14 protein-coding genes and 1 pseudogene are annotated in these 15,974 nt (G+C 61.3%); 10 read left to right on the forward strand and 5 right to left on the reverse strand.

The genetic code is table 11. From position 1 onward, the window contains the following. The first annotated feature begins 17 nt into the window (after positions 1-17). Complete coding sequence (locus WJ542_RS29430) at positions 18-272, forward strand: type II toxin-antitoxin system RelE family toxin (RefSeq protein WP_027796004.1); 255 nt, start codon at positions 18-20, stop codon at positions 270-272. Next, positions 256-585, forward strand: a complete 330-nt coding sequence (locus WJ542_RS29435) for a helix-turn-helix domain-containing protein (RefSeq protein WP_027796003.1) — start codon at positions 256-258, stop codon at positions 583-585. Before WJ542_RS29430 ends, WJ542_RS29435 begins: the two co-directional genes overlap by 17 nt. Before the next feature lie 34 nt (positions 586-619). On the opposite strand, the gene WJ542_RS29440 is transcribed toward WJ542_RS29435, so the two are convergent. Further along, positions 620-976, reverse strand: coding sequence for a hypothetical protein (locus WJ542_RS29440; protein WP_156954440.1), 357 nt, complete (start codon positions 974-976; stop codon positions 620-622). A gap of 130 nt (positions 977-1,106) precedes the next feature. Here WJ542_RS29440 and WJ542_RS29445 point away from each other — a divergent pair, with 130 nt between their 5' ends. Continuing rightward, positions 1,107-1,460: an NUDIX hydrolase gene (locus tag WJ542_RS29445; protein WP_411193074.1), complete on the forward strand. Its 354-nt coding sequence runs from the start codon at positions 1,107-1,109 to the stop codon at positions 1,458-1,460. Positions 1,461-1,473: 13 nt separating this feature from the next. Next, a complete protein-coding gene (locus WJ542_RS29450; RefSeq protein ID WP_411193075.1) occupies positions 1,474-1,746 on the forward strand; it encodes a hypothetical protein in 273 nt (90 codons plus the stop codon). A gap of 9 nt (positions 1,747-1,755) precedes the next feature. Here WJ542_RS29450 and WJ542_RS29455 read toward each other — a convergent pair whose 3' ends face one another. Continuing rightward, a complete protein-coding gene (locus WJ542_RS29455) occupies positions 1,756-2,277 on the reverse strand; it encodes an IS21 family transposase (protein ID WP_411193076.1) in 522 nt (173 codons plus the stop codon). A 695-nt stretch (positions 2,278-2,972) separates the two neighbouring features. Here WJ542_RS29455 and WJ542_RS29460 point away from each other — a divergent pair. Then, a complete protein-coding gene (locus WJ542_RS29460) occupies positions 2,973-5,345 on the forward strand; it encodes a plasma-membrane proton-efflux P-type ATPase (protein WP_411193545.1) in 2,373 nt (790 codons plus the stop codon). A gap of 208 nt (positions 5,346-5,553) precedes the next feature. Further along, complete coding sequence (locus tag WJ542_RS29465) at positions 5,554-6,612, forward strand: alpha/beta fold hydrolase (protein WP_411193546.1); 1,059 nt, start codon at positions 5,554-5,556, stop codon at positions 6,610-6,612. 106 nt (positions 6,613-6,718) lie between these two features. Here the strand turns inward: WJ542_RS29465 and WJ542_RS29470 are convergent, their stop codons facing one another. After that, positions 6,719-8,008: an ABC transporter substrate-binding protein gene (locus WJ542_RS29470; RefSeq protein ID WP_411193077.1), complete on the reverse strand. Its 1,290-nt coding sequence runs from the start codon at positions 8,006-8,008 to the stop codon at positions 6,719-6,721. 150 nt (positions 8,009-8,158) lie between these two features. Here WJ542_RS29470 and gntR point away from each other — a divergent pair, with 150 nt between their 5' ends. Both gntR and WJ542_RS29485 read left to right on the forward strand, forming a co-directional pair. Continuing rightward, positions 8,159-9,253 carry an HTH-type transcriptional regulator GntR gene (gene gntR / locus WJ542_RS29475; protein WP_411193548.1) on the forward strand — a complete coding sequence of 365 codons (1,095 nt, stop codon included), beginning with the start codon at positions 8,159-8,161 and terminating at the stop codon, positions 9,251-9,253. 782 nt (positions 9,254-10,035) lie between these two features. Continuing rightward, a complete protein-coding gene (locus WJ542_RS29485) occupies positions 10,036-10,911 on the forward strand; it encodes a lipid A biosynthesis lauroyl acyltransferase (RefSeq protein WP_411193552.1) in 876 nt (291 codons plus the stop codon). A 175-nt stretch (positions 10,912-11,086) separates the two neighbouring features. Here the strand turns inward: WJ542_RS29485 and WJ542_RS29490 are convergent, their stop codons facing one another. Further along, the gene (locus WJ542_RS29490) at positions 11,087-11,443 is read right to left on the reverse strand and encodes a BON domain-containing protein (RefSeq protein ID WP_411193078.1); all 357 of its coding nucleotides are present in this window, start codon (positions 11,441-11,443) and stop codon (positions 11,087-11,089) included. Positions 11,444-11,589: 146 nt separating this feature from the next. Next, positions 11,590-12,786, reverse strand: a complete 1,197-nt coding sequence (locus WJ542_RS29495; protein WP_411193079.1) for a porin — start codon at positions 12,784-12,786, stop codon at positions 11,590-11,592. 796 nt (positions 12,787-13,582) lie between these two features. Between WJ542_RS29495 and WJ542_RS31805 the strand changes: the two are divergent. Together WJ542_RS31805 and atzF are read left to right on the forward strand one after the other, a co-directional pair. Then, a pseudogene (locus WJ542_RS31805) lies at positions 13,583-13,822 on the forward strand (IS701 family transposase); the annotation flags it as partial. Between the two features lie 249 nt (positions 13,823-14,071). Next, positions 14,072-15,937, forward strand: coding sequence for an allophanate hydrolase (atzF, locus tag WJ542_RS29500; protein WP_411193080.1), 1,866 nt, complete (start codon positions 14,072-14,074; stop codon positions 15,935-15,937). The last annotated feature ends 37 nt before the right edge of the window (positions 15,938-15,974 follow it).

A 15,974-nucleotide genomic window follows, 5' to 3' on the forward strand; every position in this document is an offset into this window, starting at 1 on the left:
GGCTTATACTGGAGTCGATGAACAAGATCAACTGGAGCCCCAAGGCCGCGAAGCAGGCGCGCAAGCTCGACCGCCCCGTGCGACTGCAGATTCTTGATGCCGTAGAAGGTCTCGCAACGATGCCCGATGTTTCGAACGTGAAGGCGCTCATCAATCACGAATACGGCTACCGTTTGAGGGTAGGGAACTACCGGGTCTTGTTCGACTGGGATGGGGCAATCAAGATCGTCGACATTCAGGAAGTGAGGAAACGCGATGAACGCACCTACTAACATTCAAACAATTATGGGACCGGACGGCAAGCCGGCCTTTGTTGTCATCCCATATGCGGACTATGTGGCGCAGCACGCGCGCGACAGCGACCTGATCCCGCATGATGTTGTGCGTCGGACACTGGCTGATGACGTGCCGCCGGCGCGGGCATGGCGGGAACACCTTGGTCTGACTCAGGCTGAAGTCGCGGCACGCCTTGGCGTGAGCCAATCGGCTTACGCGCAGCAGGAGGCGAGTGCACGCCTGCGGAAATCGTCGCGTGAGAAGATTGCGGCCGCGCTTGGCATCACGGCCGCGCAACTAGATTTCTGACGACAGCCGCTCGCAAGACAGCGTTCGCAGGCCGTCATCGTTCGCGGTTGCCGGACGGTAAGTCCGCGGAGGACCGCGATTTGCTGCGTGAGCGCGTGCAGCTTTCGGCGACGTGTTTGGCGGTGCGGGTGGCGATTTCCTGTAGCCCTGGCTCGATGTGGCGCGGCCAGTAGAGCAGGTGATGAAACCAAAGGCAGGCGCGACGTCGCCCGCACAACCATTTGACTGAGAACCCCTCGACAGGGAAGGTATCAAGCGAGCGGTAGCCGATCGCACAGACGCCAATACTCAGCCACGCCAGGGCGAGGACAAGTGTAGGAACGGAAAGCAAGCAAGCCACCGCGAAGCCTCCGATGGGCAGCCATATGTTGCATGAGGACCGGGTTTTCATCTGTGTTCTCTCCCTGAGTTGCAGACGCCCAGCGACGACATCGGAGCAGGGTCGGCCGAAGGCTAAAGTCCTGTGCCAAGGGACCATGCCTGATTAAAGGATAGGGCACCGAACGGGAGCAGGGAACGGGATGAGAGAAAGGGCGACCATCGTGTGCTTTCAACGCGACAAGGTGCTGCTTGTCGCACGGGGGCGATCGCGTTGGTCCTTGCCGGGTGGTACGATCAAGCGTTCAGAATCGCCGCTTGAGGCCGCTTACCGGGAACTTGAGGAAGAGACAACAATTACCGGTCATGCGCTGGCCTATCTGTTCCAGTTCGGCGGCCTCAGCAAGCGTCATCATGTGTTTTTCGCCGAACTCCCGCGAGACACGAGACCAGAACCACAAAACGAGATCGTGCAATGTCGCTGGTTTAAACCTGCGAAAATCTTGACGCTCGCGGCAAGCGTGCCGACGCACGAAATCGTTCGACTTTTGAAATGAATCAAGCCCCGAGATGATGCGCAGTTACGAATACCACGGCTATACGCTTGAAGTCACTACCGAAGCGAATTTCAAGACGCGGGCGCCCCAACCCCGGCCGACCGATTCGGGATTCGTCGCGGTAGTGAGAATATTTCGTGCGGGAGCGACAGTTGCCGCATTTTCGCCATTGCGATTCGGTGAGGTCGCCGGCCGTCCATTCGCCACCGAGTCCGATGCGCTGATGGGCGGGTACAGCGCGGCGCGCAAGATCGTCGACGACCTCTTTGGTTCCGATGCCAATTAGCCTGCTGGTTTAGGCCTTGTGGTAAGCGGGTGGTCCCAGGTCGCGCCAGAGGCGGCCGGATCGCCAAGCCTTTGGCAGCTCGACGGCGAGCACTCGCCAGCGAGCCAGCACGTCGGCAAATGAGCCTTCGAGTTTCGCGCGGCGGATTTTTTCGACGACTCGCCATCCCCGGACATATTGCTCGAAGCTGCGCTGACTCGACAGGTAATGCGGAGCGTGGACGCCGACCCACGCCAGCATTTCCGCCGGCGGCACGTCAGGCGCATCGGGATCGGGCTCGATGTTGGCGGTGACGCCGGTTTCGTCGAGCTCAGGCTGTGTCTGGGCTTGGGAGGATGCCGCGGCCGCCTCGCGCACGAGCAAACGCATCAGCTCGATTCGGTGCCACGGGATCGGCGAACGACCGGCGAGATAGTTCCGGACGGTTCGCGTGCAGCAGCGGAGAACATCAGCGATACGCGCGATTGACAGGCCGTTTGAGAGCGCGAGGAAATCGGACAACTCGCCGTGACGGGGTGCTACAGCATTCATGGGCAGTGCAGTTGAGGCTAACCGTTATATTTTTGTAAGTATTATTACAAATAGTTAACTCAATGCTGTCGAAATAACTACATTCTGTTCGGACTAGCTTCCGAGACTTTACATAACATAATTTATCGAATTTTCTGTTGTAGTAGCTTTATAGAAATGTCGTGTTCGGGTATGCAGCGGTCCCGACGAACCATCGAGGTACAACTACCACTTCAAGCATATGACGACCGTCGGCGAGCCCATCGATCCGAAGTCTGGAAGTGGTATCACAGCGTTGTGGGCAAAGGCGAAGCGGTCATCGTTGATACATGGTGGCTCACCGAAACCGGTGGCTTCCCGACGCAATACCTCGGCGACACAATAGGCGCACTTATCACAAACGGTGCGAGACGGCTCACCCGCTGCAAACGTCTGGTTCGCGGAATCTGCATCAGAGTGCCCGCAAGAATTACAGAATGGCGAGCAGTACAGCTATGCCGTTGGTATGTCGTACGCAATACACCGTTTTGAGCTAGATCAATGCTCGGGCTCGCTTCAACGGTACTCTCTTTGAAGTCCACGGCGTTGCAGCCACGGCGAACGGATGGATACCGCACCTCACGGCATCGCCTGACACCGACGCACCCACCAAGGCTGTGGTGCGTGTGCGCGACGCAGAAGTCGTCCTCACTCCCCTGATCCGTAGCCTGCCGCCAATGCCGATTATCGCCGAACCTCAGGCAACAACAACACAACCGCCTTCAACGACCGATCATACGACGGGACTCGCGTCGGCGGAGGCCGGGTGTCGCCTTCAACAGTTCGGCGCCAACGCCATCGAAGAAGCCCGCACACCGCGATGGCGGCAACTTGCCGGGAAGCTCTGGGGACCGGTGCCATGGATGCTCGAGGCGGTCATCCTTCTGCAGATCCTGCTTGGCCGGACCCAGGAGGCGCTGGTCATCCTGTTTCTGCTTGCTTTCAACGCCTTCGTCGCTTTCGTTCAGGAGCGCCGCGCGCAGGATGCCCTGATGCTTCTGCGGCATCAGTTGCAGGTTAGCGCCCGGGTACTGCGTGACGCGCACTGGAGTCGCTTGCCCGCAGCCCAACTGGTCCCCGGAGACGTGGTGCACGTAAGGGCAGGCGACATCGTGCCCGCCGATCTCGTGCTGTTCGATGGAATGGTGGCGCTTGATCAGTCAGCATTGACCGGCGAATCCCTCGCGGTCGACGCGGGCCCTGGGCAGCCTGCCTATACGGGTTCGATCGTACGTCAAGGCGAAGCCAGCGGTGAAGTCACCGCGACCGGTTCGCGAACCTGTTTCGGCCGGACGGCAGAACTGGTACGCACGTCCAGCGCACCCAGCCACATGCAGCGCACGATCTTCTCCATCGTCAAGCGCCTTGTCGCATTCGACCTCGCGCTCGTCGTGCTGGTCGTCCTCTACGCCGCAACCCATGATCTGCCATGGGCCGACACCGCCGTGTTCGCCCTGTTGCTGCTCATTGCCTCGGTACCGGTAGCGTTGCCGGCGACGTATACGCTGGCCACAGCCGTCGCCAGTACTCGGCTCGCCCGCCGGGGCGTTCTCGTCACCAGGCTCCCTGCGGTGGAGGAAGCCGCCGCAATGGACACTTTGCTCTCGGACAAGACCGGCACATTGACACAAAACGTGCTGTCGGTCACCGGGATCCGGACGTTGGCGGCAACCGACGAGACGGAAGTGCTGCGGGCGGCGGCACTCGCCAGCGACGACGCATCGCAGGATCCCCTCGATCTTGCGATTCTCGCAGCCTGGCGCACGCGCCCCCAGGACACCTCCCAGCCTGTCCGTGCCGACTATCATCCCTTCGATCCAGCAACGCGGTTCAGCGAAGGCATCTACACCGTCGACGGCGGCCAGTGGCATGCGATCAAAGGCGCGGCGGGCGCCGTGTTCGAGCGCTGCGAAACCGGGGAAGCGGAGCGCGAGGCAGCACAGAAAGCCGAGCGGATTCTGGCCGCCGGCGGTGCGCGCGTGCTGGCAATCGCAGCCGGTCCGGCGGGGGCGATCCGGCTCACGGGCCTCATTGCCCTCGCCGATCCCCCTCGGGCAGATGCGGCCGAACTGATTGCGAAGCTCGGCCGGCTCGGCGTTCGCGTGTGCATGGCCACCGGTGACGCACTGGAGACAGCGCAGGCAATCGGCCAGCGACTCGGACTCGGCACACGCATCTGTGTCCCGCGCGGTGACGACCTTCGACATCCCGAAAGCTGCGACATCTTCGCGCGTGTGCTGCCCGAAGAAAAGCACGCCATCGTCTGCGCGCTGCAGCGGTCCGGACATGTCACGGGCATGACCGGCGACGGAGTCAACGATGCGCCTGCCTTGCGCCAGGCGGAACTCGGGATCGCGGTCGCCAGCGCAACCGACGTGGCCAAAGCTGCGGCGGGGGTTGTTCTGACCGATCCGGGCCTGAGTGGAGTCCTGACGGTGGTCAGCACGGGGCGTGAAGTGCACCGGCGCATGCTGACCTATATTCTCAACAAGGTCGTCAAGACCCTCGAGATCGTCGTTTTCCTTACGCTCGGCCTCTGGCTCACCAAAGGCTTTGTGATCTCGCCACGCCTGATCGTGCTGTTGTTGTTCGCGAACGACTTCGTGACCATGAGCATCGCCGCCGATCGGGTCCAACCGGCGGCCCGGCCACAACACTGGCGGGTTGGGCAACTTGTCGGGGCCGCGGCCGTGCTCGCCTCGGTTTCCCTCGTTTTCTCACTGTCGCTCTACGAACTGGTGCGGACGCGCTCTGGAGCCGATTCCGGGCAGATGCAGACGGTGGTGTTCCTGCTGCTGGTATTCACGACCCAGGCCAACGTGTATGTGCTACGCAACGACGGGCGAATCTGGACGTTCGCCCCGGGTGCCGTCATGGCACTGGCCAGTATCGCGGACATCGTGCTCGTGAGCGCGCTGGCCGCAACGGGAGTGCTGATGGTTGCGGTATCGCCAAAATTGATCGGAGTCCTGATCGGAAGCGTCGTCGCATTCGCACTCGTACTCGACCAGATCAAGCGCATCGTGTTCCGGCGCTTCGACCTCACCTGACCTCGTTGCAACAGCCTGGCGGCTCCCGAATAAATTGATCGAAGTCATGCGATCCGCGCTGACCTGTACCACAATGGATCACGACAAACGCGTCCTCTTGCCTTCCACACGAAGAACCCACGCAACTGCTGATGGAAACATCATGACGAAATCGAAAAAGACGAACACCGCAAAGCACGTGACCCCTGCCCTGCCGTTCTTCTGGCCCATGGCCGCCGCCGTCGCCATGGCGGAGACCGGCATGGAGCTTTCGGCTCGCGGCCTGCGCGCCTTCGCCGAAGAGGAAAAGCTGCACTTCGAGCTGCATCCCAAACTCGCGTCCAGCAATCGACCGCTGCTCGAACTGCGTACGATGACGTTCCGCGATTACTCGGTCGAAGGCGCGGTCGGGTTGCCGACCATCGTCGATGCCCCCTACGCGGGCCACAGCGCGATGATCGCTGACTTCCATGCGGGTCAAAGCCTGATGGAAACGTTACGCACGCACGGTGTCGGGCATCTCTACCTGACCGACTGGAAATCGGCCACGGACGACATGAAGGATCTCGAGATCGACCAGTACCTCGCAGAATTGAATGTCTGTGTCGACGAGGTCGGCGGTCGGGTCAATCTGGTGGGCCTGTGCCAGGGCGGCTGGCTGTCGGCCATGTTCGCGGCGCGCTTCCCGCATAAGGTCGCGCGGCTCGTGCTGGCAGGCTCGCCGATCGATACCGACGCCGGTGACGGTCCGATCAGGAGAATGGCGCACGATTCGCCGTTGTCGTTCTACGAAGAGCTCGTCGCCATGGGCGGCGGTCTGATGCGCGGACGCTTGATGTTGCGCGGCTGGAAGAACATGCATCCCGATCAGCACTACCTCGGCGAATTCGTCGACCTGTACGAACATGTCGACGATCCTGCCTACGTGCGCAAGGAGGAAGCGTTCGCCCGCTGGTACGAGAATCCGATCGATCTGCCGGGGCGCTGGTATCTGCAGGCGATCGAGCAACTGTTCAAGGAAAACCGCCTCGCGAAAGGCACGTTTGTCGCGCTGGGACGCAAGCTCAGCCTGAAAACCATCACCTGTCCCGTCTATCTTCTCGCGGGCGAATCCGACGACATCACGACGCCCGAGCAGGTACTCGACGCGCGAAAGTATCTGGGCACCCCTGACGGGCAAATCGTCAGCCGAACGGTTCCGGGCGGGCATATCGGCTTGTTCATGGGCTCGCGCACGCTTGCCGGAACGTGGCCGGAAATCGCGGCCTGGCTTGCCGGCAGCGTTTGATACGGCGCGGCGTTGCGATTTTCGCCACGCAGATCGCCCATCCTGACGAACCGCATGGCCGTGGTCACGGAAAGACCTGTCATCCAGGCCGTTCCGTGCCGCCACTTCAGCGAGTCTTCGCCGCAACGGCGAGCTTGTCCGCGGCTTCCTGCGCACTTTCGTTGTCGTCGTTCCAGAAGTTGCCGAGCACATCGTAAAAGGCACCTTCCACCGCCGGCGTATCGACCATGTCGTGCGCCCACGACGGCACGAGCGTTCCCTTCGCCTGCGCGCTGGTGAAGTCGGCGGCCGAACGCTGCGCACAGGCGTCGAACTTCGACAGATCCATGCCTTGCCGCACCGGAATCGAACCTTTATTGAGGTTGAAGATCTCCTGAAACTTCGGGCTAAGAAGCAGGCTCGCGAGATCCTTCTGTCCCTTCTCGACATCCGCGCTCTTGACCTTGAAGAACGCGAAGCTGTCGACGTTGAACGTATAGGCGTTTTGCGAGCCGGGACCCGGCACGCACAGATAATCCTTGCCCGGCACCTTCCCGGCCACGCTGAACTCGCCCTTGGCCCAGTCCCCCATGAACTGCATCGCCGCCTTGCCGGAGATCACCATGCCGGTCGCCAGATTCCAGTCGCGCCCCGTCTGCCCCTTGTCGGTGTAGGCCTTGATCTTCTTGAACGTTTCGAGCGCCTTGACCATGGTCGGCCCCTTGAGGGTCGCCTGATCGAGTTGCACGAAGGCTTTCCTGTAAAAGGCCGCGCCGCCCACACCGAGCGCCACGGTCTCGAAGGTTTCGGCTTCCTGCCATGGCTGGCCACCGATCGCGACCGGCGTGATGCCCGCTTTCTGTAGTGCGTCAGCTATCCTGAAGAACTCGTCCCACGTGGCGGGCGGCTGTGCGTTCACCTTCTTCAGCGCGTCGGCATTGATCCACAGCCAGTTGACGCGATGCACGTTGACCGGCGCCGCCACATATTGCCCCTTGTACTTCATGATGCCCGCAATCTGCGGGGGAATCAGCTTGTCCCAGCCTTCGCGTTTCGCTACGTCGTCGATCGAAACCAGCACGCCTTCGTCGCCCCACTCCTGAATGGCGGGCCCCTTGATCTGGGCTGCCGCGGGCGGGTTGCCGGCGATCACGCGCGTCTTGAGCGCGGTCATCGCGTTTCCTCCGCCACCGCCGGCCACCGCGAAGTCCTTCCAGGTATCGCCCTTTTCTTCAAGCATCTGCTTGAGGACCTGTGCCGATTTTGCTTCGCCGCCGGAGGTCCAGTAGTGCAGCACCTCGACCTCCGCGGAGCGCGCCGCCCCGGCGGCGAGGAGCGCCGCAACGCCGAGCGAGCAGGCGGTGACTTTCGCAGTCCGGCTGGCCGGCTTTGGCAGGTTGCCTCGTTGGGTTCGCATCTGGCTGTCTCCTTGTATCGTCGTGCTTTCATGTTGCATGACGCGGATGTTAGCGCTAACAGATCACTCTGCCCTATCCGGATGAACCCTGCTTCAATCCCGCGCTTTCCCGGGCTTCCCTTCCGGCATAGGCGAGGCGATACTCGCATGATGAAAGACAAACCGACTCGCGCAGCACGGCAGCCCGGAACGCTCCAGAGCCCGCGCAGCGCCACGACCGCGACACCCCATGAATCAGCGCGACGCCGGCAAAGCGGACGCGCGACGATCGCCGACGTCGCGGATCTCGCACAAGTCAGTACGATGACAGTATCGCGTGCCCTGAAGGATCCAGCGCAGTTGTCGCCCGAAGCACGTGCCCGTGTGGAAGCGGCCGTCGCGGAACTCGGCTACGTGCCGAACCATGCGGCGCGCACGCTCGCCTCGTCGCGCTCACGCGTCGTGGCCGTGCTGGTACCGTCTTTGTCGAATGCGGTTTTCGTCGATACGCTCGCCGGCATTCAGGATTGCATGGGACCGGCCGGCTATCAGATTTTAATTGGCATTACAAACTACTCTCCTGAGAAGCAGGCGGAACTGGTTTCGACCTACCTCGCGCACGCACCCGACGGCTTTCTCGTCACCGGTATAGACGGCTCCGAAGCAATCTGCCAACGCCTGGCGGCAAAACGTGTGCCCGTGGTTCATATGTACGATCTGAGCCGGACTCCCGGTGAATGGTCGGTGGGTTTTTCGCAGCAGCGCGCGGGCTTCACACTGACGAAGTATCTGCTCGAACGCGGCTACCAGTACCCGGGATTCATCGCGGCGCAACTGGACCCGCGCACCATGCAGCGTCGCGCCGGCTTTCGCCGCGCGCTGCGCGCGGCGGGTCTCGACCCCGATGTCGAGATACTGACCGACGAACCATCGAGCGTCGGGCTCGGCTCGAAGCTGCTCGCGCGGATGCTCGAACAGGCTCCCGGATGCGACGCGATTTTCTGCTGCAACGACGACCTTGCACTCGGCGCACTCTTCGAGTGCCAGCGGCGCGGCATCTCCGTGCCAGGCCAGATTGCGATCGCGGGATTTAACGATCTGCCACCTTCCGCATGGTCGACGCCGTCGCTCACGACCATCACGACGCCACGCTACCCGATCGGCTTCGAGGCCGCGCGACTGTTGCTGCAGATACTGGACGGACATCCGCCCGAGCGGAGTTGCGTCGATCTGCGGTTCATGCTCACGCCGCGGGAAAGCGCCTAGTTTGCGGTCGCGCCTGGCGTCGTCGAGACCGACATGTCGAACTTCGCCAAGACCGATCACTCTGACGACTACGGCCGAAATCTTCGCCATCTACCCGATCGTGGTCGTCAGCGTGCTCATGCTGCTCGGCGGCCTGTCCCACCAGATCGGCTGGCTACGACAATGCTGCTGGATCTGGGAACCTCTCGCCTCGGCGCGCCGACCCTCGCGCTTGCGCACGACGTCCCCGTGAGTCAACGCATACCGACTTCTCAAGCGCTGGCCGCCTCATCATGCCTCCCGCCCGCGCACACCAGAATTAACGATTGCTCCAGGCCGGCTGGTTACGAATCGTTCCTCGACGCGTTATGCAACCCGCCGCATAGCGAAGAGGCTGAACATTACCGAAACTGGGGCAGCTCCGGCCTCGACACCGAACTGTTTGATCTGCGTGCTGCCGAGGGTACACTGCTAGTCATGGCTTCCCGTATCTTGGGTCGTCTACGCGGCAAAAACCCGGTATCGTTGCAACGTTTGTCGCGTGCCCATGCGGCCCCCCCCTGTGGCGATTGTCAATAAATCGATCTTCATCTGCCCGAGCTTGCATTCTCGACCCCCTATGCGAAAGAATCCGGTTGCCAAGCTCCAGCTCGCTGGGCAATGAGTCCGGTCGCACGTGCGGCGCGAGACGAGCGTCGTCTGCTTATACCTCCAGGTTGACGCGGTTTCCGGCAAAGCGGCTGTTCATTCGCCAGTCATCCTGAACACAAAAATCACCCATGATCGTTCAAGTGAAAGAATGCATGAAAACTCTCGGATATTGGATGCTCATCGGTTTGCTAGGGCTCCTCTCCGTTCTTCCCTATCGGTGGGTCGCCAGCGTGGGAGCGGCCCTTGGCGCGGCACTTTACCGGTTGCCGAGTCACCGTAAGCACGTGGTACTCGTGAACCTGCGCCTTTGTTTTCCCACGAAAACCGAGTGCGAGCGTGATGAGCTCGCGCTTGCGCACTTCCGCCATGTTGCGCGTAGCTACCTGGAGCGCGGTTTTCAATGGTTCGGCAGTGCGCGCACGATCGACCGGCTGGTGCAGATCGAGAGTGGCATCGATCTGGGTGACCCCGACCCTCCGCCGACCATTTTCATGGGGTTTCATTTTGTCGGAATTGAGGTCGGTTGCATGCGGTACTCCATGCGCCTGCCAGTTACAGCGCTATACACCCGAATGTCGAATACTCGCCTCTGCGAACTCGCCAGGCGACAACGTGGTCGATTCGGTGCTGAGATGATCGAGCGCAGTACGGGCGCGAGGCTGGCCCTGAGGAGTTTGCGTTCCGGAGTTCCGGTGATGCTGGCCGCAGATATGGACCATGGCATAACCGGCTCGGTATTCGCGCCTCTGTTCGGAGTACCCGCTTGCACGTTGACCTCGGTTTCGCGCCTGGCGAAGCTGACCGGCGCGCGCGTCGTGCCGTTTGTCACCGAAGTGCTTCCCGAATATCGCGGATACAAGCTAACCATATTCAAACCGCTTGCAAACTATCCCACGAATGATGAATTGGTTGACGCGTGCACGATGAACGAATTCCTTGAACAACAGATTAATCGAATCCCTGACCAGTACTATTGGGTTCACAGGCGATTCAAGAATCGACCCGAAGGTGTACCGGGAGTGTATTGACACGAAGATTTGAGGTCTGGCGAGGATCGACAGGGGCGAGAAGCATCGATATCCGCAATTTGGATGGACACGATCCTTGCCTTCGCGCCTAACACGATCAAGAACCCGATGTGCAGTCTCACGGCGTCAGGCGACGTCGGTGTCTGCCTGACGCGGCCGCGAGAGAGCGTTAGCGTTAATCCGGCGTTTTGATACTCAGTCCGTTGCTTACCGAAGTCACCCCATCAACCTTTTTTGCCGCTTCGACCGCCAGGTCCATCTGCTGCTGGCTATCGCAACTGCCGGTGAGCGTCACGACGCCGTTGGCGACCTTGACGTAGATGTGAGTCGGATCCAGTCCCTTGGTACGTGCCAGTGCGCGATGAACCTTTTTGGCGAGCGCACGGTTCGCAGCCTTCGTTGCCTTGGCGGAAGTCGGCGCTGCCGCCGCCGCGTTATTTGCCGACGTATCGCTGGCCTGTGCGTGAGCACCCATGGCGAGCGTCAGTGCGAACGCCGCCGTGGTGACCCTGGCAACCTGTATCAACTTCATATCGATTCTCCTTGCTCTGAAAATTCTTCCTGATTTCTTCCCGGCTTAAGCGGATGAACCTCGGGGACGAACCTCACGCGCGGGAAGTCCGGTCCTGCCGGTCCGGCTTCCCGCTCGACGAGTCGATGCTTGTTGCCGCTGCTCCTTTAGAACTGGGTCATGATGCCGACGTTGCCGGCGAACTGGCCATGACCGTAGCCCGGACCTTCGTTGAGGCCGCTGCCAACCGCGCCGCCGCCATTCGCATTGGTCGCGCCGCCGGTACCGTACGGATCGGCATAACCGTCGCCGAGGCCGATGTTCGACGTCGAACTGTTGTGGATATAGCCCAGTTCGGAGTACAGGAACGTCCGCTTCGACAGGTTGTAGCTACCGGCGAGCGTGTACAGCGTCGCGTTGCCGTTGCCGTTGTTGGCGTTGGCGTGATAGATAGCGGCCGTGAGCAGCGTAACGGGCGTGATCTGCCAGCCCACGCCACCCCATTCATGATCGACCGCGGTCGGCAGGCTCGCACCGCCCGGCGTGGCCGCAAAGTCATAACCGGCTTCGTCCGCGTCGGGCGCCGCGAGGTGCTGGTAGCCCGCATAGAACTTGACCGGACCGAGCGAATAGGTGCCGCCGGCCATGATCGAACGCGAGTACAGGTAGACGTTGCTGAAGCGCCCGAACGGGTCGCGGATTTCGTCGTAGATCGCCTGCAGTTCGAACGCGGAGGCGTTGTACTGGATCTTGGCGCCGTCCGAACGGCCCTGCGACGCACCGAAACCGGAGGTCGCGCCAAGCTGACCCGGCGCACTGCCCGTTCCGCCATTGCCGTTCCAGTTCGAGGCGTTCGCAAGATCGTACTGGCCCTTCAAGGTGAGACCGGCGAGCAGCGGCGAGGTGTATTCCACGCTGTTGCCTGCCTGCGCCCAGTTACGGCCCCGAACCAGCGTGGCGATCGAATAGAACTGCATCAGTTGCGGATCGACGTCCCAACTGTCCTGGCTGATTTCCGCCGCGCCCGCATAGCCAATCTTGAACGTACCCCACGTATCGTTCGTCAGACCGACGCGCGCTTCGCGACCGAACAGCGAACCATTCTGATAGTTGCCGTTCATCATATCGAGGCCCATCTCCAGCTTGAAGATCGCCTTCGTCCCGCCACCCAGGTCTTCCGCGCCTCTGAAGCCGAATTCCGATTCGCCCCAGTCGCCGCTCTCCATCTGCACGGCGTTACCGCCCGGAATCCCCGTGCGGTACTGGACGCCGACATCAAGCCGGCCATACATCGTCACGCTGCTTTGTGCATGCGCGACGATTCCCGCAGACATGAGCGCTGCGGCAAGCAAAGCCTTCTTCATCCTCTCCTCCATATCTTCACAAAGGCCGGGCGCAGTACTACTAACTTTACCCGATGGTTTACAAAGTGAGCGAAAACGCTTGCTACAAGTAGTGCCATCCGACCCATTCATGGACTCTGCCATCTTTGCCCGTGTCGCGGGCGTTCACAGCTGCTGCGAGGAAGCTGAAACGGTATTCTGTTGCCTGCTTTCTTGTGCTCTAAATCAATGTATCAAAGCCGGGTCAGCGAAGCGAATGATGAATGCGCTGGCGTTGTGAATTTTCATCAAATCACCGGGAGACGTTGAACGATCACGTCCTGGATGATTTTTCCCTTCGTCAAACGATCATTCCAGGAAACAGGACCCTTTCCCACCCCTCCCAAACACGGCTCAACACGCTTCCCCTATCTTTTGCTACCTGATCTCATTTCACGTTAATGAATTTTATTTAATCTCATCGCTCTTGCATCGAGATAATCCAAGAAGAATCCTTGGGTATGAATTAATCATCCACCTCATTAATTTCCATTGATCGTAGATAGAAGATATCCACTTATCTTAATTTTTATTTAATCATTCAGTATGGCCATATAATTCCGTCAACTCATTTTCGAAAGAATTCCAACTCGGCATTGCACAATTCGCACTCTGGACGGAACGAAATGGGGCACAGCAAACTTTTATGCCATGAGATTCGATGTCCAAAACCCGTAAACTCAACATACCAGGGCTTATCTGTAAGCGTCGATACTCATTGACTCCGACGCGAGGGTTTTGAATGCGGTCTACTGGAGCACTTACCGTCAAAAACCCACGCGAGAGCGAGCCGCTGTGGTGGAATGGTCCTATTTACGCACGCGCCGACAAGATCGCTCAAGCCTTGCCATCACGGTCCTGGCGTCGCCTCGACGATAAACGCGAGCATGCGTACTACGTCGTCTATGCACCTCGAAGCAAGGTCACCTGCCAGACCGTGGTCAGCGTTGCGGGCAGGCGATGGGAAATCGAAGTCGGATTCGAGGCCGCCGAGGGAGAGTGTGGCCTCGACCAATACGCATTGACCATGTAATCCGGTGGTCAACGTGATTTTTGAGTACAAATCACCAGGAAGCACTTGCACACCGTGTGGGACACATGCACCAGCCTGAGCACGGACCGCACCATCCCGCATCACGTCCGCCCGTCCATCCTGCGGCTTGCGCTGACCCGCAACCCCTTGCCCTGCAACGCTCCGAGGACAAAAACTCACCTCTTGGCATAGTTTCTGCTTTTTGGATGCCATCTTGTATTCAAGATTGCACTCATGCCAACAACGACTCCATTCAAGATTCGAGCGCTGCTTCATGCTTATGCGAGCGGTGAGAACACGCCCCGTGAGATTCTCGAAGCGGTAAGCGCGCGTATTGACGGCGCCGCGCGCCCGGAAATCTGGATCTCGCGCGTGAACGCGGCCGATCTCGCCGCACGCGCTGCCGCACTCGAAGCAGCCCTGGCCCGTCACGGCGCGGCTGTTTTCGAGCGGTTGCCGCTGTTCGGCGTGCCCTTCGCGGTGAAGGACAACATCGACGTCGACGGCCTGCCGACCACCGCAGCCTGCAACGCATTCGCATACACGCCCGGCAGCACGGCGTTCGCTGTCGCCCGCCTGCTCGACGCCGGCGCCGTCCTCATCGGCAAAACGAATCTCGATCAGTTCGCCACCGGCCTCGTGGGAACGCGCTCGCCGCATGGCGGCGTACGGCAGTTCGAGTCCGACCGGCACATCTCGGGCGGATCGAGTTCCGGCTCGGCCGTTGCCGTTGCGGCGGGACTCGTCGCCTTTTCGCTCGGCACGGATACGGCGGGCTCGGGGCGCGTGCCGGCAGGCTTCAACGAACTCGTGGGTCTCAAACCCACGCCGGGGCTCGTGAGCAAGCGAGGCGTGGTGCCCGCGTGCCGGAGCCTCGATTGCGTGTCGATCTTCGCGCACGACGTGGGCGACGCCTGGCAGGTCTTGCTGCAGATGGCGAAGTACGACGCCGAGGACAGCTACGCGCGGCGCCTGCCGGCGCTCGGCCTGCCCCATGCGCCGCTGCGTCTCGCGGTGCCCGAGCCGCTGACCTTCTTTGGCGACGGAGAAGCGCAGCAGGCCTTTGCGGCAACGCTCGATGCGATTGCGACCCGCCTGGGCTCCGCTCCCATACGTGTGCCGTTCGAACCGATGCAGCGCACGGCTGCGCTGCTTTACGATGGCCCGTGGGTGGCCGAGCGGCGCGCCGCGCTCAGTACCTTCTTCGAAACGAATCGCGCCGACATCGATCCGGTCGTCGCCGAGATCATCGCGAAGGCTGACCGCTACAGCGCCGCCGACGCGTTCAACGGCCAGTACGCCCTCGCCGCGCTACGGCGCGAAGTCGAAGCGATGTTCGAAACCTTCGACATCCTGATCGTACCCACCACACCCACGCATCCGACCTTCGACGCGGTGCGAGCGGACCCGATCGGCGCGAACAGCCAGCTTGGCGTCTACACCAACTTCGTGAACCTGCTGGACCTGTGCGCGCTCGCCGTGCCGGGCCCGCGCCGCGCCGATGGCTTGCCCGCGGGCATCACGCTGATCGCGCCCGCCGGCGCCGACCAGCGGCTCGCCGTGCTGGGCGCTCAGATCCAGGCGCTTTTCATGGCGGGCCGCTCATCGGGGCTGGCAGGCGATGCCGCCGCGATTGCGGCTCAGCCGCTGCCCTTCGAGGAGCCCACCATCACGCTCGCGGTGGTCGGCGCCCATCTGCGCGGTCAACCGCTCTGCTGGCAGATGCGAGAGGCCGGCGCACGCTTCGTCGAGACGACCACGACTTCGTCGCACCACCGCCTCTATGCTCTCGCCCATACGACGCCAGCCAAGCCCGCACTCGTCCATACGCCGCAACAGGAAGGAATGCCAATCGAAATCGAGCTCTGGGAGATCCCGGCACGCACCTTCGGCACTTTCGTGGCCAACGTGCCCGCGCCGCTCGGCATCGGCAGCGTCCGGACCGCCAACGGCCACACCGTCAAAGGGTTCATCTGCGAGCCGGCCGCCGTGGGACCAGGCAGCGGCGCGCTCGATATCACGTCGTTCGGCGGCTGGCGCGCGTGGCTCGCGAGCGCCGCGCAAGCCGAGGCTCAGTCCGAAACCCCATCCGTCCAGTAGCGCCCTGCCCAATCCAGAGAATCCACGAGGAGCCCAA

The sequence above is a fragment of the Paraburkholderia yinzeri genome (genome assembly GCF_046581065.1).
Classification (GTDB): domain Bacteria; phylum Pseudomonadota; class Gammaproteobacteria; order Burkholderiales; family Burkholderiaceae; genus Paraburkholderia.

Bases quoted from the DNA above. Each gene is read 5' to 3' on its own strand.
- WJ542_RS29460 (WP_411193545.1), top strand. From the start codon at position 2,973: ATGCCGATTATCGCCGAACCTCAGGCAACAACAACACAACCGCCTTCA.
- WJ542_RS29495 (WP_411193079.1), bottom strand. From the start codon at position 12,786: ATGAAGAAGGCTTTGCTTGCCGCAGCGCTCATGTCTGCGGGAATCGTC.
- WJ542_RS29455 (WP_411193076.1), bottom strand. From the start codon at position 2,277: ATGAATGCTGTAGCACCCCGTCACGGCGAGTTGTCCGATTTCCTCGCG.
- WJ542_RS29445 (WP_411193074.1), top strand. From the start codon at position 1,107: ATGAGAGAAAGGGCGACCATCGTGTGCTTTCAACGCGACAAGGTGCTG.
- gntR (WP_411193548.1), top strand. From the start codon at position 8,159: ATGAAAGACAAACCGACTCGCGCAGCACGGCAGCCCGGAACGCTCCAG.
- WJ542_RS29435 (WP_027796003.1), top strand. From the start codon at position 256: ATGAACGCACCTACTAACATTCAAACAATTATGGGACCGGACGGCAAG.
- WJ542_RS29465 (WP_411193546.1), top strand. From the start codon at position 5,554: ATGGCCGCCGCCGTCGCCATGGCGGAGACCGGCATGGAGCTTTCGGCT.
- WJ542_RS29450 (WP_411193075.1), top strand. From the start codon at position 1,474: ATGATGCGCAGTTACGAATACCACGGCTATACGCTTGAAGTCACTACC.
- WJ542_RS29470 (WP_411193077.1), bottom strand. From the start codon at position 8,008: ATGCGAACCCAACGAGGCAACCTGCCAAAGCCGGCCAGCCGGACTGCG.
- atzF (WP_411193080.1), top strand. From the start codon at position 14,072: ATGCCAACAACGACTCCATTCAAGATTCGAGCGCTGCTTCATGCTTAT.
- WJ542_RS29485 (WP_411193552.1), top strand. From the start codon at position 10,036: ATGAAAACTCTCGGATATTGGATGCTCATCGGTTTGCTAGGGCTCCTC.
- WJ542_RS29430 (WP_027796004.1), top strand. From the start codon at position 18: ATGAACAAGATCAACTGGAGCCCCAAGGCCGCGAAGCAGGCGCGCAAG.
- WJ542_RS29440 (WP_156954440.1), bottom strand. From the start codon at position 976: ATGAAAACCCGGTCCTCATGCAACATATGGCTGCCCATCGGAGGCTTC.
- WJ542_RS29490 (WP_411193078.1), bottom strand. From the start codon at position 11,443: ATGAAGTTGATACAGGTTGCCAGGGTCACCACGGCGGCGTTCGCACTG.